We start from the raw sequence: 24,264 nt of genomic DNA on the forward strand, positions 1-24,264 counted from the left end.
AGAGATAGGACTCGGATTTTGACGCATTTAAACGATCAGTCAACCGATCAATAAATCGTTAAATGATCGGCATTACCGCAATAGCGGCCTGTTTTACTATTTGCAATTGTTAAGCGCTTTTTCGTTTATAAAAAATATCTATGGTAAATAAAATTAATCCTGTCCAAATAAAGCCAAATGTTGTGGCATCTTCAAGATTAAAGGATTCATTAAACAAACTAATGGCCATAATAAACATGATACTAGGACCAATGTATTGAAAAAAGCCAAGTAAAGATAAGGGGATCCTTACAGCAGCGGCGGCAAAGCAGAGTAAAGGAACGGTTGTGACTATGCCTGCACTCATGAGGATAAATTGGCGAGAGAGGTGACTGTCGATAAAATGGGTCAGTGAGCCATCAATATTTTGCATTAAATAAAAAAGTGCCACAGGAGCCAAAATAGCGGTTTCAATTAATAATCCTGTTTGTGCATCCACATTCACTTTTTTGCGAAGCAAACCGTAAAAAGCAAAGGTGAGGGCTAAGGCTAATGAAATCGTTGGAATGGATCCGAAGGAGATGAGCTGCAACAAGACGCCGGTTGCTGCACAAAATAAGGCTAACCATTGTAATTTTCGTAAACGTTCTCCAAGAAATAACATGCCTAATAACACATTAACCAGTGGATTAATAAAATAGCCTAGACTGGCATCGAGCATATGACCGTTATTGACAGCCCAGATGAAAATGAGCCAGTTAGCGGCAATTAACAGTGATGTTATACATAATACACCCAATTGTTTGGGCTTTTTTAATATTCCCCTGAGACGATCGGCATTACCTGAGATGCCAACCAGTAGAGTGACAAAAATAAAGGACCACAAAATACGATGGAGTAAAATTTCGGTGGCAGGCACATCACTGAGTAATTTAAAATACAGAGGTGCAATTCCCCACAACGTATAGGCCACAATGGCATAGAAAATGCCTTTGTGATATTCAGTATCGTGCATGATATTTAACCAGAAAAATAACAGTGGCGCAGATTGTAAGCCTCTATTGTTGTTAACTCAATCAATTACTGAGTTTATTCTATTGAACTGTGCCTAACCTACCATGTAGGTACCTGTGCCAAAGGCAATATGATCGTCTTGTTCATTGTGTAATTCCATGCGGCAAACAGAAACACGATTACCCGCTCGTATCACACTGCCTGTTCCGGTAAAAGTTTCACCTTTACCTGGGCGTAAATAATCAATGCGTAAATCGATAGTGCTAAGGGTTTTGACTCTATCTTTAAGTTCATCAATGCGCCAATCTTCACGACTATCGATGAGTCCCGCAAAAGCCGTAAAGCCGCCGACCACATCCAAAACCGATGCTGTGACGCCCCCATGAAGAATATTTTGATGAATATTACCAACAAGCTCTGTGCGCATATTAACAGTCATTTCAAGGCCATTTAAGTCGTATTTTTTAACGCGCATGCCTAACAAATTATGGAAAGGAATGTGTGTATCGATCACTTCAGCCAATTGACGTATGGTTTCCATTTTGATGTTTGAGTGCATAGTTATCCTTATAGAGGCATATTAAGTTGGCATGAATATTTAAAATGACTAAATTAGAGCAAAAAGTCTACACTTTTAATCTCGCTTTGAGCTGACTGAAGAGAATGAGGTGATTTTTTCGCGTTAATTTTTAAGTCAAGCAGAGACAAGAGAAGGCGGCTCGATTAGAATGAGCAGTTCATTTTTTGACGTTGGCAGAACATGGAACAAGCACTTCTCGACACTCCCCAAGATGAATTTTTATCCTGTCTTCAATCTGTTTTTGGCTATCGTGATTTTCGAATCGGACAGCGTGATGTGGTAGAGCAGATCTGTCGTGGACAAGATTGCCTAGTGATCATGCCAACGGGTGGCGGAAAAAGTTTGTGCTATCAGTTACCCGCATTATTGTTACCGGGATTGACCTTAGTGGTGTCGCCCCTTATTTCTTTAATGAAAGATCAGGTTGATAGTTTAATTCAAATGGGCGTCGCTGCTGCTTATTTGAATTCCTCTTTGCCTTGGGAAGAAAGTGCCAAAGTACTGCAACAGATGCACAGTGGAGAACTGAAGTTGCTTTACGTGTCGCCTGAGAGGTTATTACAAGGGGCATTTATTGAGCGGTTAAAGTCATTGACTGTTTCACTTTTTGCCATAGACGAGGCGCATTGTATTTCTCAATGGGGGCATGATTTTAGACCTGAGTATGCCGCCTTAGGACAATTGCGAGAAGACTTTGGCCATGTGCCCATTATGGCGTTAACAGCAACGGCAGATCAGGCCACACGTCATGATATTTGTCAGCGATTAACCATTGAGCCCTATAAACTGTTAACCAGTTTTGACCGACCTAATATTCGTTATACTGTGGCTGAAAAGCTCAGCGCGGCTAATCAATTGCGGCAATTTGTTGAGCAACAGAAAGGCCATAGTGGTATTGTGTATTGTGGCAGTCGACGTCGTGTTGATGAAGTTGCAGAGCGGTTAACCTTGCAAGGTTTTAAAGCTGAGGCTTACCATGCAGGTAAAACCCAAGAAGAAAGAGCAAAAGTTCAAGATAAATTTTTAAAAGATCAAGTCGATATTGTGGTGGCAACCGTTGCGTTTGGAATGGGAATTAATAAATCCAATGTTCGGTATGTGGTGCATTATGATATTCCAAAAAGTGTTGAAGCCTATTATCAGGAAACAGGACGTGCCGGTAGAGATGGGCTTGATTCTGAAGCTTTACTTTTGTTTGATCCCAATGATATTGGACGAGTTCGGCATTTAATTGAGCAAGCACAGCCGGGTCCTCAGCAACAAGTGGAATTTCATAAGCTTAATACTATGGCGGCTTTTGCTGAAGCGCAAACTTGTCGCAGACAGGTATTGTTGCATTACTTTGATGAAAGCGCTCTTAAACCTTGTGGTAACTGTGATATTTGTCTCGATCCGCCTAAGCGTTATGACGGAATAGAAGATGCGCAGAAAGTGCTGTCTTGTATTTATCGGTTAAAGCAAGGTTTTGGCGTGAATCATCTTATTGATGTGTTACGGGGATCAAAAGCGGCTAATGTACTTGATAGAGGGCATAATAAATTATCGACTTGGGGAGTGGGTAAAGAAAAAAGTCATGAATATTGGCTGAGCGTGACAAGGCAATTGATTCATTTAGGCTTGGCGAGCCAAGATATTACTCGTGGTTCATCGGTTACCTTGAATCCATCTGCAAGAGCGATTCTGAAAGGTGAAGTGGCATTGCAGCTGGCTGAGCCTAGGAAGGTATTGCCCACTATCAAGCGGCGAAGTAGCACGAGCAAAACTCGCCTTGATTACGATCGTAAACTATTTGCTAAATTAAAATTGTTACGGCGCACGCTGGCAGAAGAGCTGGATGTGCCGCCTTACTTGGTCTTTAATGATGCAACCTTAGCTGAAATGGCGGCGATTTTACCCACCAGTCCCGGTGAGTTACTGGCGGTTAATGGTGTTGGTGAGAGAAAACTTGAGCGTTTTGGTGGAGAGTTTTTAGATGAAATCACTCAGTATTTGACTCGCTCTTAGGCTGGCGAGCGACATTAATTGGATTTGATTTTACTGAGTAAATTAATGCTTGCTCGTTTTATCATTGACTCTAAGTTATCAAATTGCTGCATAGTACTGAGACCAATACTGACTTTGTAAGGGGGTTGCCAAGGCGTCAGGGTAAGCGTGAGTTGTTGGATCACATTATTGGCTCCAGTTTCGGAAGTTCGGGGTAACAGAATAAGAACCTGTTGCTTATTTTTGATAATTTTATCTTCTTCTCTTAGGGTCTTTTTTAATTCAGAGACCAGATCGGATATCTGGGATTTGTGCACATGGCTTGTATTAAACACGAGTAGCGATAAAGGTGTATTATCTTGCTTACTGCTGATGAGGATCCTTTCCATCACAGATAGTTCGGTCAGCGATTTTTCGGGGATCTGGTGTGCTTGAACGGTATATTGCGCTTTTGAAAAATATTGATAGAGCATGATTGCCAGTAATATCAACAAAGCGACGACAGCGAGGATATAACCTGATTGAGGCAAGATGAAGGCAGCATTAAAGTAATTGCTCGGCTGTTGGGGTTTATAAGCATTCAGGACTTCTTGACGACTGGCGTCAGCCTTAAGTTGTAATAACCAAATGCGTTTAATATAGTCATTTTCATTCTTTTGGGTTTCAAAGCGTCGTTCTTGATAATGGTATGCCTGTTTGAAATGGCCATTTTCGGCATAATATTGACTGAGCACTCGGTAAGCTTGTTCTAAATCTTGATAAAATTGATGTTGAAGACCCATATTTATCGCCTCTAACATTAATTTTACCCCTTCACTTCTGATCCCTCGTGTGAGCTTAACTTGAGCGAGTAAACATTTTGCCCGCATGTTTTCGATGGTTTTATTTTGTTGGCTGAAGGTTCTAATACTCAAATTGAGCAGTTGAGTCGCACTATCGAAACGACGAGTATGGAAATCAATATAAGCGATTTTGCTATAGGCATAAGCGAGCTCTAGCTCACTGCCTAATTCTGGTAATAGTAATCTGGCTTGTTTGAGTGCATTTTTGCGTTTTTTGACTTGTTTATTTTCTAGAGTGATTTTTGCCATATCTAAGGCTAAATTTAGAGCGATTTTACCTGCCACATTGGGGCTGTTGAATGCGTACTGCATAAACATTTCAGCTTTTTCTACTTGGCCTGTTTTTTGTTGTAGCTTAGCCATACTGGCGTATAAATAGGCTTTAGGTGGCCAGCTCCATGGGTTTTGTTGCTGTTCTATTTCTGAGTACAGATCGAGCGCTAGGGTTAAGTCATCTTTTGCGGGGTCGTAATTTTCAATGCGAGTATCGAGTTGACTTCTTAACCATAGCCCGCTTATCAAAGCTTGAGGCTGTTCGTTTTGTTGGGCGAGTGTGATCGCCGAATACAGTAAAGGTAAGGCTTGCTGAATATTATTGAGGTTGGCGTAGGCTTCAGCCATACACAACATGAAATAAGGTTTAGCTTGCTCATTTTTGATGGTTTTTATTTTAGCTTCACTCAGTTTGGCTAAAGCTAATGCGGCTTCATTTTCACCTATTTGTAAGTAGGCGTTACATTTTATTAAGTTAATTCGAAGTTGAACATTTTCTGAAAGGCTATTCGTGCTTAAGGCTTCTTCTAAATGATTGACTGTCGTTAAGACTTGATTTGGATATTGATATAAAAGCGTGTTAAAGCGGTTGAGGGGGGCTTCAGGTTGGTTACGTAAAAAGGTATCTATGGTGGCGATGACCTGTTCAGGTTGAGGAGATAAAAGAGGCTTGTTTGAATAATCCAGTTCCTCACAACTTATTTCTGTAGGTGTAAGCCAAAATATGAGACTGAACAAAATACAACGAAAGTCCATTTTAAACACACCTGCTTTAATTTAATACAAGAATCCTATTTATCGTGAATTATACTGATTTTTAAATAAAAAACGCATAAAAAATAAGGTAATTTTAAATGAAGTCAATAGAGGCAAATAGGCTTAAATTAAATGCGCCTAAAATGTAATCAATGTTAATCTTTATGGCTTTTTATTTTAATGATATTTTACGGTGATTTTTATTCTGGTATGACCTGATATGAATGAAGCAATTGCAGTTGACACCAGCTTATGAACGGGTTAAAAAATAACGTAGCTAATAAATTTAGCCCATTTATAGAATACCGAATTGTATATAGTTATCTAGGATTTTTGAATAAATAATGTTGAACGTCTTTAATGCACTCCTTAACCTCCTCCTCATTCTCGCAGTTAATGCGCGGAGGGATTAGTGTTGCATAAATGCTAGATAGCATAGAACAACATTCATAAACCCCGCGCCTTAAGTCGCGGGGTTTTTGCTATTTAAACGTGCTCAATTGATTGAGCGGCCGATAAATCGAATTTTAGTTTTCGATGGAGAAATGAAGATGTCTAACCGAGTGATGATATTTGACACCACACTACGTGATGGTGAACAAGCTTTAGCGGCAAGTTTAACAGTAAAAGAGAAGCTGCAAATTGCTTTAGCACTTGAACGACTTGGTGTCGATGTGATGGAAGTTGGATTCCCAGTTTCGTCACCAGGGGATTTTCAGTCGGTTCAAACCATCGCTAACACAGTGAAAAATAGTAGAGTATGTGCACTTTCTCGTGCATTAGAAAAAGATATTGATGCAGCGGCTCAGGCGTTATCTGTCGCTGAACAGTTCAGAATTCATACTTTTATTTCAACTTCCACGATCCATGTTGAAAGTAAGTTAAAGCGCTCTTTCGATCAGGTACTAGACATGGCAGTGGGGGCGGTGAAATATGCTCGTCGTTTTACTGATGATGTTGAGTTTTCCTGTGAAGATGCTGGCCGCACACCCATTGACGATTTATGCCGTATGGTAGAGCAAGCAATCAAAGCGGGTGCGCGAACCATTAATATTCCCGATACAGTGGGTTATACCCTACCGAGTGAATTTGGCGGTATTATTCAAACCTTGTTTAATCGTGTGCCTAATATTGATCAAGCGGTTATCTCTGTCCACTGCCATGATGATTTAGGCTTATCTGTTGCCAATTCAATTACCGCTGTGCAGCATGGTGCCCGTCAAATTGAATGTACCGTTAACGGTATTGGCGAGCGAGCGGGTAACTGCTCTTTAGAAGAAATTGCGATGATTTTGGAAACTCGAAAGAGTGAACTGGGTCTTGAAACGGGGATCAATGCGAAAGAGATCCACCGCACGTCGGCATTGGTGAGTAACTTATGCAATATGCCTGTGCAGGCGAATAAAGCCATTGTAGGGGCGAATGCTTTTACTCATTCATCGGGTATACATCAAGATGGTATGCTGAAATCGAAAAATACCTATGAAATTATGACGCCTGAAAGTATTGGCTTAAATCGCAATAATTTAAATATGACTTCTCGTTCAGGTAGGCATGTGATTAAACATCGTATGATGGAAATGGGCTATACCGATCAAGATTATGATATGGATACACTTTATGATGCCTTTTTGGATTTAGCGGACAAAAAAGGTCAAGTCTTTGATTACGATCTTGAGGCGCTTGTTTTTATTGAGGCGCAAGCTGAGCAAGATGATCATTTTACTCTGCAAGCCTTGGCTGTACAGTCTGACTCTGTTGCAGGTAAAGCCAGTGCAACGGTGACATTAGGCGTCAATGGCGAGGAAAACACTCAAACGGCAACGGGGAATGGACCTGTCGATGCGGCTTATCAAGCCATATCTCAAGCCAGTGATTGCAAAATCGATATTACCAGTTACCAACTCAGTGCCAAAGGTGAGGGACAAAACGCGTTAGGTCAAGTGGATATTACAGCTAGTTACAATGATCAACATTTTCATGGTGTTGGCTTAGCAACGGATGTGGTTGAGGCATCTGTACAAGCGCTGATCCATGTGATGAATTTGGCGCGCCGTGCAGATAAGGTGGCTGATAATAAACAAAAAAGATTGAAGAATCGCGATTTTACCACAGTATAAATGAAGTATGTCGTCAAGATAGAGCGATACACAAAGACCATAATATAAAGACCATAATATAAAGACCATAATATAAAGACCATAATATAAAGACCATAAATTAGAGTAAGCGGAGCCGAGAAGCGTATGAGTTATCGAGTAGCAGTGTTGGCAGGAGATGGTATAGGGCCAGAGGTGATGGCAGAGGCGCGTAAGGTGCTCAGTGCAGTAGAAGAGCGTTTTTCTCTTGAGATTGAATATACCTCTTTTGATGTGGGTGGAGCTGCCATTGATAATCATGGTTGTCCGCTTCCTGAGTCGACTTTAAAAGGGTGTGAGGCGGCTGATGCGATTTTATTTGGCTCGGTTGGCGGTCCAAAGTGGGAGCATTTGCCACCCAACTCTCAGCCTGAGCGAGGCGCATTGCTTCCCCTTCGAGGGCACTTTGAGCTTTTTTGTAATATTCGTCCGGCGAAATTGCATCAAGGTTTAGAGCATATGTCACCGCTGCGAAGTGATATTTCAGAAAAAGGCTTTGATGTACTGTGTGTACGAGAGCTCACAGGGGGCATTTACTTTGGTAAACCTAAAGGCCGACAAGGAGAAGGTGAGACAGAAGAAGCATTTGATACGATGCGCTATAGCCGTAAAGAAATTGAGCGCATTGCCCATATTGCCTTTGAAGCTGCTCAAGGGCGCCGTAAAAAAGTCACTTCTGTTGATAAAGCGAATGTATTGGCTTGTTCTGTTTTATGGCGTGAAGTCGTAGAAGAAGTGGCTAAGCAGTATCCTGATGTGGAACTTGAGCATATCTATATTGATAATGCGACCATGCAGCTTTTACGCCGACCCAATGAATTTGACGTGATGCTTTGCTCAAACTTGTTTGGCGATATTATTTCAGATGAGGTCGCTATGTTGACTGGTTCTATGGGATTATTATCATCAGTCAGCATGAACAGTGACGGTTTTGGTTTATATGAACCCGCAGGCGGCAGTGCGCCGGATATTGCAGGTCTTGGAATTGCGAATCCCGTTGCTCAAATATTGTCTGCAGCATTATTGCTGCGTCACAGTTTAAAAGAAGAAGCTGCTGCAGTGGCGATTGAGTCTGCTGTTTCAAAAGCCTTACGTAATGGTTATTTGACTGGTGAGTTACTTTCAGCTGATCAGCGAAGCCAAGCAAAATCCACGAGTGAAATGGGTGATTATATCGCTCAAGCTGTAAAGGAAGGTGCGTAATGGGTAAGACACTGTATGAAAAAGTTTGGAACAGCCATCTTGTTAGAGAGGTTGATGGCCAAACGCCGATCCTTTATGTGGGACGACATTTAGTCCATGAGGTGACTTCGCCGCAAGCATTTAGCGGTTTAAGAGCAGCAGGGCGTAAGTTAAGAGCACCTGAAAAAACCTTTGCGACTATGGATCATAATACTTCGACTCGCAGTTCAAGTTTAGATGCCTTAAGTCCGATGGCGCGACTTCAGGTGGATACGTTAAAAGAGAACTGTGAAGAGTTTGGCGTTAAATTATATGATATTACGCACAAAAACCAAGGTATTGTGCATGTTATGGGGCCAGAGCTAGGCATTACTGTGCCAGGTACTGTCATAGTATGTGGCGATTCTCATACGGCGACACATGGTGCGTTTGGCGCTTTGGCATTTGGTATTGGTACCTCTGAAGTTGAGCATGTCATGGCGACGCAAACTTTACGTCAAACTAAAGCCAAAACCATGAAAATCGAAGTGCGCGGTCAAGTGGCGGAAGGGATCACTGCAAAAGATATCGTGTTGGCCATTATTGGAAAAACTGGCATGGATGGCGGTACGGGCCATGTGGTTGAGTTTTGCGGCGAGGCTATCGAATCGCTTTCAATGGAAGGGCGCATGACGGTATGTAATATGGCGATTGAAATGGGAGCTAAAGCTGGCATGATAGCCCCTGATGAGACGACATTTGAATACCTAAAAGGCAGAAAATACGCCCCTCAAGGTGAATCTTGGGATGAGGCTGTTGCTCATTGGAAAGAATTAAAAACCGATGAGGATGCTGTATTTGATGCTGAGGTGATTTTGGATGCTGCGCAAATTGCACCTCAATTAACTTGGGGAACTAATCCAGGACAAGTCGTGGCTATTGATCAGCCTGTGCCTGCACCAGAAGATGAACCTAATCCTACGGTTCGAGACAGCATTGAAAAAGCCTTACATTACATCGATCTTACACCTGGTACTAAAATGACAGATGTGAGCATCAATAAAGTCTTTATTGGTTCTTGCACTAACTCTCGTATTGAAGATTTACGGGCGGCGGCCGTGCATGCTAAAGGGCGTAAAGTGGCCGATGGCGTGACGGCGATTGTGGTACCAGGATCAGGTTTGGTGAAAGAACAAGCAGAAATGGAAGGGCTAGATAAAATCTTTATTGATGCAGGCTTTGAATGGCGTTTACCTGGCTGTTCTATGTGCCTTGCTATGAATGATGATAGATTGGAAGCGGGTGATCGTTGTGCATCAACGAGTAACCGTAATTTTGAGGGCCGTCAAGGGCGAGGCAGTCGTACTCACCTCGTTAGTCCGGCAATGGCATCAGCTGCTGCGATTGCGGGCCATTTTGTTGATATTCGCTATCCATTTTAGGGGGAAACAATGGAACCTTTTACAGTACATACGGGGTTAGCCGTCATGATCGATAGTGCGAATATCGATACAGATCAAATCATTCCAAAACAATTTTTATCTAAAGTGACGAGAGAAGGTTTTGGTGTCCATTTATTTCATGACTGGCGTTATTTAGATGATGCCGGAGAGGTACATGATCCTGATTTTACGCTAAATCATCCTCGTTATCATGGGGCTTCAGTGCTTGTTGCTCAGGAGAACTTTGGTTGCGGATCGAGTCGTGAGCATGCCCCATGGGCGTTAGCTGACTTTGGTTTGAAAGTGATTATTGCGCCGAGTTTTGCCGATATTTTTTATGGTAATTCAATCAATAATGGTTTGTTACCCGTTAAATTAACAACTGCACAAGTTCAGCAGTTAATGGATGAAATAGAAGAAGTGGAAGGGGCGAATGTATCGGTTGATTTAGAAAAACTCACGGTTACATCACCTAAAGGTGCTATTTTTAACTTTGAAATTAATAGTGCTTCTCGTCACAACTTATTGAATGGATTAGATTCTATAGGCTTAACTTTATCAGAACTTGAGCATATTGAAGCCCATGAAGATAAGTTACCAGATTGGTTACATAAAGTCGGTTAATTGAGTGGCTCTCGTGTATCTTCAAAGATACACGAGATCATTATTGGTATTATATTTTTTAGCGTACACTCGTCACATTATTTTTTATATCCATGTTGTGCGTGGTTTTAGTCAGCTTTTCATCTCTTACGTTTAAATTTCACGCTTTGTAAACTACTGTTTTTTTTATTGATTAAGTTAAACAACCCCTCCTTAAATTGTACTTTTAACGCTTTAGTAGTGATTTATGCTACACATGAGAGTTTTATTAAGTTTACGCTTGTATTGTCAGTTTTTTCTATTTATTTGCATGAATTTAAAAAGTATTTTGTTTTTTATACTTTTATTGGGACATTTCAACATCATCTCTACTTTGTTTATTTTTGTTGTATTCATCATGCTTAAATGGTTAGTGTTAAGTTAATTTCTTGTTTATTGAATTTGATATGGTTTTTTATACTGTTTTTATTATCAAACTTGTAAAGTCTTTTTCTGTCAGTACACTTCGCTTCCATATAAAATGGAGCTTTTGCTCTAAACCTTTGATCATATAATTAAAGTAGAGAGTCGCAATGAAGAAGCGTATGTTAACTTTGGCTGTGAGTTCAGCCATGTTAGGGGCGGTTACGCAAGTACACGCAGCAGGATTTCAATTAGCAGAATATTCAGCATCAGGGCTATCCCGTGCTTTCGCGGGAGAAGCGGCCACCGCCGATAACGCTTCAACACAAGGGCGAAACCCCGCAATGATGAGTTATTTAAAAGGGACTCAAATGTCCGTAGGGGCGATTTATGTCATGCCAGATGTGGATGTAAAAGGAAGTATAGTCATATCAGCACCAGTATTAGGCGTAGAAGATTATCAGTTTAATGCCGATGCCATTGATGTTGCGGACGATGCCCTTGTGCCAAATTTTTACTTATCAAGCCAATTGAATGATAATTGGGTAGTTGGTGTGGCGATTAACGCGAATTATGGATTAAAAACTCAAGTCTCAGTGGATCATAATGCTGCGCTTTTTGGCAGTGAAACATCCATTACGACTTTAGAATTGAACCCTAATATTGCTTATAAAGTGAATGAATCAATCAGTGTGGGAGCAGGTTTACGCTTAGTTTATGGCGAAGGGAAAATCAGTGCTTCGACACCGTCTTGGATGGAGAAGTTACCTTTGCCTAATAGTATTCGTGAGCAAATCCCTGCCGCGGGTACTGAATTAAAGGGCATGGAAGGTGATGATATAGGTTACGGGTGGAAAATCGGGGCCAGTTGGCAGCTTAATGCCGATCATCGTTTAGGGATTGTTTATCACAGCAGTGTTGATCTGAAATTAGAAGGGCAAGCATCAGGACTGAGTTATACTGGTGGGCAACCAGTTAATATTGAAGGGTATTTACCATTAGAATTACCCGCAACGGCAGAGCTGGCATCATATCATCAGCTCGGTGATAATTGGAGCTTACAGGCAAGCATTAATTGGACACAATGGAAAGTGTTTGATGAATTGGTGGCTTATTTTCCTAATAATGATAAGCCTGTTGGGGGAATAACGACTGATTTAGTGAAAGAAGAGAATTTTAAAGATAATTGGCGTTTTGCTTTAGGCAGTGCTTATCAGATAAGTCATCGTTGGTCTTTACAGGCGGGAGTGGCGTTAGATAAAACCGCAGTTGATGATGAATATCGAACGGCTACCATTCCTGATTCCGACAGATTATGGCTTAGTGTGGGTACTGAATATCAATTAACATCTAAATTAGCAATTGATTTTGCTGCAACTTACATCAAAGCGATAGGTGATGCGCCTATTGATGAGCAAATAACATTGTTGGATTTAGCACAGATAAATTATCAAGCTGAAGCAATGGGCCATGTATGGTTAGTGGGCTTACAGCTGAGTTATCAATGGTAGTCATTTAGGCATACAAGTTTCTGAGCGGTATGTAGCACTCTTTTTTTCTTAATGCTTTAGTGTTTAAAGGAGAATCGAAGATAAGCGACATATCGCTTTGATGGTTGAAGAATAGGCATAAAAAGGAGAATGAATGACTTAACTTAAGGCTTCAGTCCTCCCTCTAAGTGACTATTTTCCCACTTTTATGCATTATAAATAAGTATATAATCTTTATTTCTTCCTGTTTTTGTTACTTTTTAGGAAAAAATATCCACAAATATCCCTTTCGCTCCATTTTAATCATATGGAAAAAAACCTTGCTAACCCGCTTGGTTACTGGATTTGTTAAATAGCGGGATCCCTTGACAAGACTTGTATTCTATCCCTAAACTTATGTCTAGTGGGTAATTGTGGGTATAAGTGGGCTTTATTGACTTATATAACGATACAGGGAAGACATTAGTGTTTTGTGGAGCAAGTGCTATCAACCTTGATGTGAAAGGTCGGATCGCGATACCAAAGCGATACCGAGAGCTCTTGCATGTGGAACATAATAATGAACTGGTTATTACAGTTGATATCCAATCACCTTGTTTATTAGTCTACCCCAAGCAAGAATGGTGTAAAATAGAAGCAAAATTACAGGTGCTATCCGACACTCAACCTCCACAAAGAGCAATCAAGCGCTTACTTTTGGGCTATGCCCACGAATGTGAACTTGATGCTAATGGTCGATTATTACTACCTCCTCCTTTAAGACAATATGCGGCTTTGGAAAAGCACGCAATGTTAGTAGGGCAATTAAATAAATTTGAATTGTGGAATGAAGTGACTTGGAAGCAAGAAATCGCTTCCAGTTTAGACGCGATTCAAAAAGAGGACTTAGCAGCGAACCCAGGATTAGCTGATTTCTCACTTTGATTTGAGATTAACCAAGAAGAGTACAATGAACGAAGTATTTTCACATTTATCCGTTTTATTAACTGAAACGGTTGCAGGATTAAATATACAGGCCGAAGGCGTCTATATTGACGGTACTTTCGGCCGTGGTGGTCATTCTCGAGAAGTGTTAAAGCATTTAGGTCCAAAGGGACGATTAATTGCCATCGACAGAGATCCACAAGCGATTAAAGCGGCTGAGCAGTTTAAAGATGATCCTCGTTTCCAAATTGTCCATGGTGGTTTTGGTCAGTTAGCCAGTTATGTCAGTGAGTTAGGGTTAACGCAAAAAATCGATGGTGTGTTACTAGATTTTGGGGTGTCTTCTCCTCAATTAGATGATGCCGAGCGTGGGTTTAGCTTTTTACGTGACGGTCCCCTTGATATGCGAATGGATAATTCTCAAGGCGAAACCGCGGCTCAGTGGATTGCGCGCGCTGAAGTTGAAGATATGGCATGGGTTTTTAAAACTTATGGTGAAGAGAAAAATGCACGGCATATCGCGCGTTGTATCGCTGCCGACAGGGAAAAAACGCCTTTTTTACGTACTAAGGAATTGGCAGACTTGATTGCGCGAGTCAGTAAAAGTAAAGAAAGAAACAAGCATCCGGCAACGCGGGTCTTTCAAGCCATCAGAATTTATATTAACAGTGAGTTGGAGCAAATTGACCAAGCACTAGAAGGGGCTTTGGCTGTTTTGGCACCGAAAGGGCGGATTTCTGTGATCAGCTTCCATTCATTAGAAGACAGAATGGTGAAGCGATTTATTCGTCGCCACAGTCAAGGTGAAAGTGTCCCCCATGGTTTGCCGATCACTGAAGATGAAATTAATAAAAGCCGTAAATTAAAGCCAATTGGTAAAGCGATTAAGCCCTCTGATGAAGAAATTGAGCGTAACACTAGAGCGCGAAGTTCAGTGTTAAGAGTTGCCGAGCGATTATCAAGTTAGCGTTTATCGCTTGGCGGATTAAGAGAATGCAAGGAGATAAAAGTGGCACAATCACGGTTAGATTTAACGCGTATTATCTTGCAGGATCTATGGCAGCATAAGTGGGTCTTATTGATAGCGACTTTGGTGATGTTAAATGCGGTTGCTGTGGTCTATACCAGTTATATGAGTCGTAGTTACACTAACCAATGGGATCAAATGTTGCAAGAAAGAGATAGGTTAGATATCGAATGGCGTAATTTATTGTTAGAAGAACAGTCGCAATCGGAGCATAGCAAAGTCACTCGAATTGCGACGAAAGACCTGAATATGAAGCGTCCATTGCCTAACGAAGAGGTGGTTGTGAGGGTGAAATGAATAAACAAGCAAAGCGAGTTCAAAAACCACAGCTGATCCATTGGCGTTTATACGTCGTTGTCGCCTTTGTGTGCCTCTTATTTATCAGTTTGGTGGGCCGTGCAGCTTACATTCAAATTATTGAGCCCGATAAACTTCGTTATGAAAGTGATATGCGAACCTTACGGACCACCAGTCGTGAAGTTCAGCGTGGACTGATCACAGATCGAAATGGTGAAATGCTGGCGGTCAGTGTGCCCGTTCGTGCGGTATGGGTTGATCCTAAACGTGTTTATGAAAGTGATGGATTTAAAGACATGCGTCGTTGGCAAGCGCTGGCGGATGTGTTGCATGAGCCCTTGAGTGACATTTTATCACGTGTTCAAAACCACCCTAAAAAGCGTTTTGCTTATTTAAAACGGCAAGTGACGCCTGCGGTAGCGGATTATATTAAGCAGTTAAACCTGCCAGGGGTGTATTTAAAATCAGAGTCACGTCGCTATTATCCTACCGGAGAGATTGATTCTCAATTAATTGGGATCACCAATATTGATGGCATCGGCATAGAAGGGATTGAGAAAACCTATGACACTTGGTTGACGGGGACGCCGAGCAAGCAAAAGGTGCGTAAATCTCGTGATGGTAATGTGGTTGAACGTCTCGATATGGTTCAAGAGGGTGAAAACTCAAATGATTTAGTGCTGAGTATTGATCAGCGTCTTCAGCAATTAGCCTATCGAGAATTAAAAATAGCCACTGAGATTAATCGAGCGACGTCAGGCTCTATTGTGGTGATTGATATTCACACCGGTGAGGTATTGGCCATGGCCAATACGCCTTCTTATAACCCCAATTCAAGTGATAAATTGCAAGCATTTCGTATGCGAAATCGTGCGCTAACCGATACCTTTGAGCCGGGATCTGTGATTAAGCCCTTTGTGATGGCTGCGGCATTAGAAGCCGGTACTATAGAAGAAAATCAATTGATCCATACTTCTCCTGGTTGGATGCGCCTCGGAGGGAGAAGGGTGAGAGATGGGAGAAACTATGGTGATATCTCTTTGACTGATATTTTGGTGCATTCAAGTAATGTGGGTATCTCTAAGGTCGCCTTATCTATGCCTATCGAGCAGCTTTTAGGCACTTATGCCGCTTTGGGATTAGGGACTTATAGCGGTATCGATTTAATTGGTGAAAGCACTGGCTTAGTGAGGGATAGCCATAGATGGTCTGATTTTGAGCGTGCGACGCTCTCTTTTGGTTATGGCTTAACAGTTACCGCACTTCAGCTGGCAAGAATGTATGCCACCTTAGGTAGCGAAGGGATTTTATATCCTACATCTATAGTGAAATTAAAGAAAAAACCAGAAGGAACTCGCGTCTTATCTGCCGATGTTGCCAAGAAAGTCATGCACATGTTGCAAGGGGTGACGAAAGCGGAAGGCACAGCGGTAAGGGCGCATATTGAGGGATACCCAGTTGCGGGTAAAACGGGAACCAGTCGTAAAGCGGTTGCTGGAGGTTATGGTGATGATTATGTTGCTTCTTTTGCAGGTGTCGCCCCTGTTAATAATCCCAGACTCGCCATAGCAGTCATGATTAATGAGCCAAAAGGTGATCATTATTATGGTGGAGATATCGCAGGTCCCCCTTTTGCAAAAGTCATGTCAGGTTCTCTACAAATGTTAAATGTTGAACCTGTTATATCAAAAGACAAAGTTAAGATTGCTACTTTAGCAAGGACAAATCAATAAGATGTTATTGCAAGATTTATTAGCGCCCTGGTTTCATTATGCGGGCAATGAAAATATCAATAATATGACTTTAGATAGCCGTCATATTTCCAAAGGGGATCTTTTTATTGCGATCCCTGGCCACGTTGTTGATGGTCGTAACTATATTCAAGCCGCATTTAATCTTGGCGCTATTGCTGCGCTGGTGCACACAGATAATCCCGATGAACATGGAAAAGTCAGTCATGATGGACACTTGATTATTTCATTTTTTCAACTCAATAATCAACTGTCAGCTTTAGCATCACATGCTTATCCCTTGTCGACAAATCGCTTCAAAATAATTGGAATAACAGGCACTAATGGTAAGACTTCAGTGAGTCAATTGATTGCTCAATTGATGCATTTGCAGGGGAAGAAGTCCGCTGTCATGGGAACCTTAGGTAATGGTTTATTCGGTAAGCTAGTTCACAGTAACAATACTACGGCAGATGCCGTGACTATGATGCAGCAGTTACAAGACTTTGATCGTCAGGAAGTCAACCTTTGTGCAATGGAGGTGTCTAGTCACGGTTTAGTGCAGGCGCGTGTACAAGCTGTGCCTTTTGATTTGGCCATTTTTACGAATTTGAGTCGTGATCATTTAGATTACCATGGCAGTATGGATGAGTATGGTGCAGCTAAAAAAAGACTGTTTCAATTTCCCAGTGTTAAAACAGCCGTGATTAATCAGGATGATGAGTTAGGTCAAGCTTGGTTAGCATCTTTAGCACAAGATAATGGTAAGCATCTCAATCTACTTGGTTTCAGTGCTAATGGTAATGAATCTGCTTCGGTTTATGCAAAAGATATTACTTTTAGTGCATTAGGTGTGAATGCCACACTCGTTTGGCCAGAAGGTCAGGCAAAATTCCACTCTCCATTGTTAGGCGCATTTAATTTATCTAATTTATTGGCGGCATTAACGGCCCTTTATGGGTTTAAAGAAAATATGACGTCTTTGCTCTCATTAGTCCCTCAGTTGACGCCCGTGGCAGGCAGAATGGAGCGATTTACTCGAAGCGATGGGGTCACTTTTGTTGTGGATTATGCGCACACGCCAGATGCCGTGACTCAGGCATTATCTGCACTGAGAGTGCATTGTGATGGCAAATTATGGTGTGTTATTGGTTGCGGTGGTGATAGAGATAAGGGAAAACGCCCTTTAATGGCTCAGGCGGCACAAAGTGGCGCGGATTATGTCATGTTAACCAGTGATAACGCTCGAGGAGAAGATCCTCTCAATATCATTGACGATATGCTGGCGGGATTAAGTGATACCTCTCAAGTTGTTGTGGAAATAAACAGAGAGCAAGCGATACGCAAAGTTGCGATGAAGGCTCAGCCCGGTGATTTAATCTTATTGGCAGGTAAAGGGCATGAAACCTATCAAGAAGTAAAAGGGGTAAAATACGATTATGATGAGCGTCAGTTAGCTTATGCATTAACGGAGGGGGCCTGATGATAGTGTTAACCTTATCTCAAATTTGTGAGCATTTGCGAGCAAGTTCTAGTTGTAGTAAGCCATATGAATTAGATGCTATTCAGCTACAAGGTTCGGATATTTATATTTATCAACTGACGACCGACAGCCGTAAGATCCCAAAGCATGGCATGTTTGTTGCGCTTAAAGGAGAGCATTTTGATGGTCATGAATTTGCTCTATCTGCGGTTGATAATGGAGCCATTGCGTTACTCGTAGAGAAGCGGTTGCCCATTGATGTGCCACAAATTGTGGTGCCTAATACGCAGATAGCCATGGGAGAAATTGCCGCTATTGTTCGTGAGTTTGTGGGGCCGACGAGTGTGGCTATTACCGGATCCAATGGCAAAACAAGCGTCAAGGAGATGGTGGCGACCATTTTGTCTCAATATCACAGTGTGAGGTATACCGCAGGTAATTTTAATAATGAAATTGGCGTGCCTTTAACATTATTGCGTTTGGAAATGGGCGATGAATTTGGTGTTTTTGAGTTAGGAGCCAATCATAAAGGTGAAATTGATTATACCTCAGCATTGGTTAAGCCAAGTGTTGCTATGGTAAACAATGTGGCTTCTGCGCATCTAGAAGGCTTTGGCTCGTTAGAAGGGGTGGCCGAGGCAAAGTCAGAAATTTTTAATCATCTTGAATCCGGTGGAGTTGCTGTGATTAATGCGGATGATGATTTTGCTCATGTCATGCTGAAAGCATCCGACAATCATCAGCAGTTGACCTTTGGTATTGAGCATTCTGCCGATGTGATGGCCAAAAACTTAGTGTCGAATCATTTAGGTTGCTATCGTTTCGAGCTTCACTATAACGGGGATGTCTGCGATATTGCCATGCCTTTAGCGGGTCGACATCAAGTCAGTAATGCATTGGGCGCCAGTACGGTTTGTTTGGCGCTTGGACTGTCTTTAAATGAGATTAGAGAGGGATTGCATTTACTCTCTCCTGTGAAAGGAAGAATGCAGCCTAAAGCATTGGGGCGGGTGCGGCTCATTGATGACAGTTACAATGCTAATCCGAGTTCTGTTACCGCTGCAATAAATTGGCTTAAAGAAATTGGTGGAAATACGTGTTTAGTGCTGGGCGATTTGGCTGAATTAGGCGACAATGCGCCAGCTTTACATGAACAGATTGGACTGTTGGCTAAAAAAAGCGGTATTCAAAATGTGTTATGTCTGGGGGAGTTAACCCAAGAAACGAGTCGAGCATTTGGTAGTCAACATTGTGTTGATATTCATCAATTATCAAATAGTTTAATCAATTATATTAATAAGTTGCCCGATGAGGTGACTGTATTAGTTAAAGGCTCACGTAGTGCGCAAATGGAGCGTGTTGTTGAAGCCTTAACAGTTGCCTATGGGCAAGGGGAGTTTGTTTAATGCTAGTCTATTTGACTGAGTATTTAACCCAATTTTACAGTGGGTTTAATGTTTTTTCTTATGTCACCTTTAGAGCCATTTTAGGCTTGTTAACTGCACTATTGTTTAGTTTATGGTGGGGGCCGAAAATGATCGAGCGCCTGCAATTGATGCAAATTGGGCAAGTTGTTAGAAATGATGGGCCTGAATCTCATTTCAGTAAGCGTGGCACGCCGACAATGGGTGGGTTACTCATATTAGGCAGTATTTTTATCAGTGTTTTGTTATGGGGTGATCTATCAAGTCGTTATGTGTGGACATTGCTATTTGTATTAGGAAGTTTTGGTTTAATTGGATTTATCGATGATTATAGAAAGGTGGTTCGTAAAGATCCTAAAGGCTTAATCGCGAGATGGAAGTACTTTTTTCAATCATTAGCGGCATTGCTAGTGGCCGTGTATTTATATGGTTCTGCTGAAACTGCTGGAGAAACACAATTAGTATTGCCTTTTTTCAAAGATGTGATGCCGCAATTGGGTGGCTTTTTCATTTTGTTGGCTTACTTTACTATCGTAGGATCCAGTAATGCGGTGAATTTAACCGATGGCTTAGATGGTTTGGCTATCATGCCTACGGTCATGGTTTCGGCTGCATTTGCATTAATAGCTTACCTCTCTGGACATGCCCAATTTGCCAATTACCTTCATATTCCCTATTTACCGGGTTCTGCTGAACTGGTGATAGTCTGCACGGCTATTGTTGGCGCTGGACTGGGTTTCTTGTGGTTTAATACCTATCCCGCTCAAGTTTTTATGGGGGATGTCGGCTCGCTAGCGTTGGGAGCGGCATTAGGCGTCATTGCGATTTTGGTTCGCCAAGAAATCTTGCTAGTGATAATGGGAGGGGTTTTTGTTGTTGAAACCGTTTCAGTTATTTTGCAAGTTGGCTCCTATAAATTACGTGGACAGCGGATTTTTCGTATGGCGCCCATTCATCATCATTATGAATTAAAAGGCTGGCCAGAACCAAGGGTGATTGTTCGCTTTTGGATTATTTCTTTATTTTTAGTTTTATTGGGTTTAGCGACATTGAAGTTAAGGTAACGATAAAACATGAGTAAGCAGTATTCGCACATAGTATTAGGGTTAGGTGCAACCGGGTTATCGGTTGTACGTTACTTATGTGCCCAAGGAGTGGTGCCATTAGTCATGGACTCTCGTTTGCTTCCGCCTAGTGCAAAGAAGCTTGCTAAAGATTACCCCAATGTGGACTTAATGACGGGGGAGTTTGATGCTGATGTACTCATTCAAGCTGAGCAAATTGTTATCAGCCCAGGTATTGCGTTGAGTACTCCTGCAATCAATCGAGCAATAAAAGCGGGTGTGGAAGTGGTGGGGGATGTTGAACTTTTCGCTCGAGCCCTTCAGCATCAAGAGGCCAATGTTGTGGCTATTACGGGTTCTAATGGTAAAACAACGGTGACTACCCTAGTGGCTGAAATGGCTAAAGCTGCGGGGCTGGATTACAGTGTGGGTGGCAATATTGGCATTCCAGTGTTAGATCTACTGATTAATCCCACAGAACTGTACATTTTAGAATTATCCAGCTTTCAATTAGAAACCACTCACAGCTTAGAGTGTATTGCATCGACTTGTTTGAATATATCGGAAGATCATATGGATAGGTACTTATCCATTGAAGAATATCAGCAAGTGAAGTTAGGTTTGTACGCCCAAAGTAAAGCTGCTTTTTTTAATCGGGATGATATATTAACATTCTCTAATCAATATGGAAAACTGAACAGTTTTGGCTTAGATCAACCCAAAGAGCAAAACTGGGGGGTGAAAGAGGGTTATGTTGTCAAAGGTGACATTCCCATAATGCCTGTGGCGGATTTTGCGTTAGTGGGTAAGCATAATCAAGCCAATATCATTGCGGCTATGGCATTAGCAGAGAAGGCTGGCATTGGATTCGATGCAATGAAGCAAGTAGCGAAAACATTTTTAGGCGTTGCTCATCGCTGTGAATTAATAAGTTGTGTAGAAGGCGTTCAGTATATCAATGACTCTAAAGCGACGAATGTTGGAGCCACCTTGGCCGCATTAGAGGGCTTATCATCCCATGATGGTATTATTTTGATTGCGGGCGGAGAGGGGAAAGGCGCTGATTTTACACCGTTAGAACAAGCATTATCTAAGGTCAAATGCCTGATTACCTTAGGTCGAGATGGCGATAAAATCGGCGGATTAAAGGCCGAATATTATTCAGTTCAATCGATGGAAGAGGCCGTTAAAAAAGCCAGTGAAATTGCGCTTTCTGGGGATACAGTATTGCTATCTCCGGCGTGTGCCAGTTTGGATATGTATGACAATTTTATGGCTAGAGGAGATGACTTTAAAACACAAGTACTCAAGCTAGTGACTCAGGGGACTTTACTGACAGAGAAGCAGGATGCGTAGCTTAGTTAAGGGGATGACGGGATTGGGTCAGAATGTGCACTGGCCAAAATGGCACTTATTACGTGACAATAACGATGATAACTGTCTTTACGATAGGAATCTGCTGTTTGCCATTATTGGCTTATTGGGTTTTGGTTTCGTTATGGTGATGTCTGCTTCAATGCCTGAAGCAAGAAGTTTGACAGGCGATCCCTTTCATTTTGTTGTGAGACAACTGATTTATTTAATAGGTTGTATGGCCATTGCTGCGGTGGTATTGCAAGTCGAAATGCAGCATTGGCAGCGTGTGAGTCCTTGGTTATTGATGATAGTCGGGATCATGTTAGTGTCAGTGTTGGTTGTAGGGACGACCGTAAATGGAGCGACCCGCTGGCTATCTGTTGGGCCTGTAAGGATCCAAGTTGCAGAATTAGCAAAATTAGCTTTTGTCATTTACATGGCAGGATATCTGGTTAGAAGGCATCAAGAGATCAGAGAAAATGCAAAAGGTTTTTATAAGCCCATTGCGGTATTTGCTGTTTATGCTTTTTTAATTTTAATGCAGCCAGATTTAGGCACTGTAGTCGTGTTATTTGTCGGCACTGTTGGTCTTTTATTTCTCGCTGGCGCAAGGCTATTGGACTTTTTCGCCCTTATTTTAACCGGCATATTGGCTTTTGTGGCATTAGTCTTATTAGAACCTTATCGTATGCGGCGGGTAACGTCATTTCTCGATCCTTGGCAAGATCCTTTTGGAAGCGGTTATCAGCTCACTCAGTCGCTTATGGCTTATGGGCGCGGGGATTGGTTAGGGCAAGGTTTAGGTAACAGTATTCAAAAGTTGGAATATTTACCCGAAGCCCATACGGATTTTATTTTTGCCGTTATTGGGGAAGAGTTAGGTTTTATTGGCATAGTTATTGTTTTATCTGTTTTGTTATTTGTTGCGTTAAAGGCCATAAAGCTAGGCAATCTATGTTTGATGATAGACAGAGCTTTTGATGGTTATTTAGCTTACGGAATAGGGATTTGGTTTTGCTTTCAAACCGTTGTAAATGTTGGAGCGAGTATAGGTATATTGCCAACAAAGGGATTAACCTTGCCTTTTATTAGCTATGGGGGGAGTAGCCTCTGGATCATGACTGCTGCTGCGATGATATTAATTCGTATTGATTATGAAAGACGTTTGAGTTCAGTTCAGGCGATACAAGGGAGAAAAGGTTGATGTCAGCAACATCGAATAAGCGTATTTTGATCATGGCTGGAGGAACGGGTGGTCATGTGTTTCCTGCGCTTGCTGTTGCAAAATATCTGACTTTGCAAGGCTGGCAGGTTAAGTGGTTAGGCACGGCGGAACGTATGGAGGCACAGTTGGTGCCTCAACATGGATTTGATATTGAGTTTATTGATATTAAAGGAGTTCGTGGAAACGGTGTGATGCGTAAATTAGCGGCACCATTTAACATTATTCGTTCTATTTTTCAGGCTAGAAAAGTGATGAAGCATTTTAAGCCTGATGTTGTGCTGGGAATGGGCGGCTTTGCAAGTGGTCCAGGAGGTGTGGCTGCTAAATTGTCGAGTATTCCTTTAGTACTGCATGAACAAAATGCCATTGCAGGCATGACGAATAAATTATTGTCAAAAATAGCCAATCAAGTTTTGTGTGCTTTTGAAGGGACTTTTAACGGTGTCGACGCAAAGACTGTGGGGAATCCCATTAGGCATGAGCTCATTGAATTAGGAAAAAATGAACATGATGAACCAGATGACTCGTTAAAGCTGCTGGTTGTAGGCGGTAGTCTAGGGGCAAAGGTATTTAATGATTTAATGCCAAGTGTGCTTGATAATATAGGAAAAACACATTCGATGACCTTGTGGCATCAAGTTGGGCGTAATAACTTGAAAAGTGTGCATCATGAATACCAGCAGTTAGGGCTGGCAGGCAGTGTTAAAGTCACTGAATTTATCGATGATATGGAAGCCGCTTATGCTTGGGCTGATGTTGTCATATGTCGAGCGGGTGCGCTGACAGTCTCAGAGCTGGCTGCCGTTGGCTTGCCAAGTTTATTGGTGCCATACCCCCATGCCGTTGACGATCATCAAACAAAGAATGCACAAGTCTTGGTTCAAGCAGGCGCTGCATTTTTGTTGCCTCAACCTATTGTGACAGTTGAAAAATTAACCAGTAAATTAGTATTGCTAGCGACACAAAGGCACGCCTTAAATCAAATGGGGCAACGTGCAAAAGATGTTGCAGTTGTTGATGCAACTGAACAAGTTGCAAACGTGTGCATTAAGCTGGCTGAAAAGGTTTGAT

At 41.8% G+C, this 24,264-nt stretch carries 19 protein-coding genes; 16 read left to right on the forward strand and 3 right to left on the reverse strand.

The genetic code is table 11. The features are described from left to right. Window positions 1–109: 109 nt before the first annotated feature. The gene (gene rarD, locus Q0791_RS15250; protein WP_299008105.1) at window positions 110–994 is read right to left on the reverse strand and encodes an EamA family transporter RarD; all 885 of its coding nucleotides are present in this window, start codon (window positions 992–994) and stop codon (window positions 110–112) included. 93 nt (window positions 995–1,087) lie between these two features. After that, window positions 1,088–1,552: a thioesterase family protein gene (locus tag Q0791_RS15255; protein WP_299008107.1), complete on the reverse strand. Its 465-nt coding sequence runs from the start codon at window positions 1,550–1,552 to the stop codon at window positions 1,088–1,090. Between the two features lie 201 nt (window positions 1,553–1,753). On the opposite strand from Q0791_RS15255, the gene recQ reads away from it, so the two are divergent. Further along, the gene (gene recQ / locus Q0791_RS15260; RefSeq protein WP_299008109.1) at window positions 1,754–3,577 is read left to right on the forward strand and encodes a DNA helicase RecQ; all 1,824 of its coding nucleotides are present in this window, start codon (window positions 1,754–1,756) and stop codon (window positions 3,575–3,577) included. Window positions 3,578–3,591: 14 nt separating this feature from the next. On the opposite strand, the gene Q0791_RS15265 is transcribed toward recQ, so the two are convergent. Then, entirely contained in the window at window positions 3,592–5,427 is a 1,836-nt protein-coding gene (locus tag Q0791_RS15265; RefSeq protein ID WP_299008112.1) for a histidine kinase, read from the reverse strand. Window positions 5,428–5,978: 551 nt separating this feature from the next. On the opposite strand from Q0791_RS15265, the gene leuA reads away from it, so the two are divergent. From leuA to murG, 15 genes are all read left to right on the forward strand, one after another. After that, entirely contained in the window at window positions 5,979–7,547 is a 1,569-nt protein-coding gene (leuA, locus tag Q0791_RS15270; RefSeq protein WP_299008114.1) for a 2-isopropylmalate synthase, read from the forward strand. 126 nt (window positions 7,548–7,673) lie between these two features. Continuing rightward, the gene (leuB, locus tag Q0791_RS15275) at window positions 7,674–8,768 is read left to right on the forward strand and encodes a 3-isopropylmalate dehydrogenase (RefSeq protein ID WP_299008118.1); all 1,095 of its coding nucleotides are present in this window, start codon (window positions 7,674–7,676) and stop codon (window positions 8,766–8,768) included. Next, entirely contained in the window at window positions 8,768–10,168 is a 1,401-nt protein-coding gene (gene leuC / locus Q0791_RS15280; RefSeq protein WP_299008122.1) for a 3-isopropylmalate dehydratase large subunit, read from the forward strand. Before leuB ends, leuC begins: the two co-directional genes overlap by 1 nt. Window positions 10,169–10,177: 9 nt before the next feature. Continuing rightward, window positions 10,178–10,792, forward strand: a complete 615-nt coding sequence (leuD, locus tag Q0791_RS15285; protein WP_299008125.1) for a 3-isopropylmalate dehydratase small subunit — start codon at window positions 10,178–10,180, stop codon at window positions 10,790–10,792. 551 nt (window positions 10,793–11,343) lie between these two features. Then, window positions 11,344–12,684: an outer membrane protein transport protein gene (locus Q0791_RS15290; protein ID WP_299008129.1), complete on the forward strand. Its 1,341-nt coding sequence runs from the start codon at window positions 11,344–11,346 to the stop codon at window positions 12,682–12,684. A 444-nt stretch (window positions 12,685–13,128) separates the two neighbouring features. Next, the gene (gene mraZ, locus Q0791_RS15295) at window positions 13,129–13,587 is read left to right on the forward strand and encodes a division/cell wall cluster transcriptional repressor MraZ (RefSeq protein ID WP_299008187.1); all 459 of its coding nucleotides are present in this window, start codon (window positions 13,129–13,131) and stop codon (window positions 13,585–13,587) included. Between the two features lie 25 nt (window positions 13,588–13,612). Next, the gene (rsmH, locus tag Q0791_RS15300) at window positions 13,613–14,554 is read left to right on the forward strand and encodes a 16S rRNA (cytosine(1402)-N(4))-methyltransferase RsmH (protein ID WP_299008132.1); all 942 of its coding nucleotides are present in this window, start codon (window positions 13,613–13,615) and stop codon (window positions 14,552–14,554) included. A 42-nt stretch (window positions 14,555–14,596) separates the two neighbouring features. After that, window positions 14,597–14,911: a cell division protein FtsL gene (gene ftsL, locus Q0791_RS15305; RefSeq protein WP_299008134.1), complete on the forward strand. Its 315-nt coding sequence runs from the start codon at window positions 14,597–14,599 to the stop codon at window positions 14,909–14,911. Then, on the forward strand, window positions 14,908–16,644 hold the full coding sequence (locus Q0791_RS15310; protein WP_299008137.1) for a penicillin-binding transpeptidase domain-containing protein: 1,737 nt from the start codon (window positions 14,908–14,910) through the stop codon (window positions 16,642–16,644). The genes ftsL and Q0791_RS15310 overlap by 4 nt, the downstream gene beginning before the upstream one ends. A gap of 1 nt (window position 16,645) precedes the next feature. Beyond that, window positions 16,646–18,124 carry a UDP-N-acetylmuramoyl-L-alanyl-D-glutamate--2,6-diaminopimelate ligase gene (murE, locus tag Q0791_RS15315; RefSeq protein WP_299008139.1) on the forward strand — a complete coding sequence of 493 codons (1,479 nt, stop codon included), beginning with the start codon at window positions 16,646–16,648 and terminating at the stop codon, window positions 18,122–18,124. Continuing rightward, entirely contained in the window at window positions 18,124–19,530 is a 1,407-nt protein-coding gene (gene murF / locus Q0791_RS15320) for a UDP-N-acetylmuramoyl-tripeptide--D-alanyl-D-alanine ligase (protein WP_299008142.1), read from the forward strand. Before murE ends, murF begins: the two co-directional genes overlap by 1 nt. Continuing rightward, on the forward strand, window positions 19,530–20,612 hold the full coding sequence (mraY, locus tag Q0791_RS15325) for a phospho-N-acetylmuramoyl-pentapeptide-transferase (protein WP_299008147.1): 1,083 nt from the start codon (window positions 19,530–19,532) through the stop codon (window positions 20,610–20,612). Before murF ends, mraY begins: the two co-directional genes overlap by 1 nt. 9 nt (window positions 20,613–20,621) lie before the next feature. Further along, window positions 20,622–21,968 (forward strand): UDP-N-acetylmuramoyl-L-alanine--D-glutamate ligase, encoded by a 1,347-nt coding sequence (gene murD / locus Q0791_RS15330; RefSeq protein ID WP_299008150.1) that lies wholly within the window; start codon window positions 20,622–20,624, stop codon window positions 21,966–21,968. Further along, window positions 21,961–23,172, forward strand: a complete 1,212-nt coding sequence (gene ftsW / locus Q0791_RS15335; protein ID WP_299008153.1) for a cell division protein FtsW — start codon at window positions 21,961–21,963, stop codon at window positions 23,170–23,172. The genes murD and ftsW overlap by 8 nt, the downstream gene beginning before the upstream one ends. Further along, window positions 23,172–24,263 carry an undecaprenyldiphospho-muramoylpentapeptide beta-N-acetylglucosaminyltransferase gene (gene murG, locus Q0791_RS15340; RefSeq protein WP_299008156.1) on the forward strand — a complete coding sequence of 364 codons (1,092 nt, stop codon included), beginning with the start codon at window positions 23,172–23,174 and terminating at the stop codon, window positions 24,261–24,263. Before ftsW ends, murG begins: the two co-directional genes overlap by 1 nt. Window position 24,264: the final 1 nt, after the last annotated feature.

The organism is uncultured Shewanella sp., assembly GCF_947495455.1.
GTDB lineage: Bacteria > Pseudomonadota > Gammaproteobacteria > Enterobacterales > Shewanellaceae > Shewanella.

Bases quoted from the DNA above. Each gene is read 5' to 3' on its own strand.
- murD (WP_299008150.1), top strand. From the start codon at position 20,622: ATGAGTAAGCAGTATTCGCACATAGTATTAGGGTTAGGTGCAACCGGG.
- Q0791_RS15255 (WP_299008107.1), bottom strand. From the start codon at position 1,552: ATGCACTCAAACATCAAAATGGAAACCATACGTCAATTGGCTGAAGTG.
- rarD (WP_299008105.1), bottom strand. From the start codon at position 994: ATGCACGATACTGAATATCACAAAGGCATTTTCTATGCCATTGTGGCC.
- leuA (WP_299008114.1), top strand. From the start codon at position 5,979: ATGTCTAACCGAGTGATGATATTTGACACCACACTACGTGATGGTGAA.
- murF (WP_299008142.1), top strand. From the start codon at position 18,124: ATGATAGTGTTAACCTTATCTCAAATTTGTGAGCATTTGCGAGCAAGT.
- Q0791_RS15290 (WP_299008129.1), top strand. From the start codon at position 11,344: ATGAAGAAGCGTATGTTAACTTTGGCTGTGAGTTCAGCCATGTTAGGG.
- rsmH (WP_299008132.1), top strand. From the start codon at position 13,613: ATGAACGAAGTATTTTCACATTTATCCGTTTTATTAACTGAAACGGTT.
- mraY (WP_299008147.1), top strand. From the start codon at position 19,530: ATGCTAGTCTATTTGACTGAGTATTTAACCCAATTTTACAGTGGGTTT.
- Q0791_RS15265 (WP_299008112.1), bottom strand. From the start codon at position 5,427: ATGGACTTTCGTTGTATTTTGTTCAGTCTCATATTTTGGCTTACACCT.
- leuD (WP_299008125.1), top strand. From the start codon at position 10,178: ATGGAACCTTTTACAGTACATACGGGGTTAGCCGTCATGATCGATAGT.
- leuB (WP_299008118.1), top strand. From the start codon at position 7,674: ATGAGTTATCGAGTAGCAGTGTTGGCAGGAGATGGTATAGGGCCAGAG.
- recQ (WP_299008109.1), top strand. From the start codon at position 1,754: ATGGAACAAGCACTTCTCGACACTCCCCAAGATGAATTTTTATCCTGT.
- Q0791_RS15310 (WP_299008137.1), top strand. From the start codon at position 14,908: ATGAATAAACAAGCAAAGCGAGTTCAAAAACCACAGCTGATCCATTGG.
- murG (WP_299008156.1), top strand. From the start codon at position 23,172: ATGTCAGCAACATCGAATAAGCGTATTTTGATCATGGCTGGAGGAACG.
- leuC (WP_299008122.1), top strand. From the start codon at position 8,768: ATGGGTAAGACACTGTATGAAAAAGTTTGGAACAGCCATCTTGTTAGA.
- murE (WP_299008139.1), top strand. From the start codon at position 16,646: ATGTTATTGCAAGATTTATTAGCGCCCTGGTTTCATTATGCGGGCAAT.
- ftsW (WP_299008153.1), top strand. From the start codon at position 21,961: ATGCGTAGCTTAGTTAAGGGGATGACGGGATTGGGTCAGAATGTGCAC.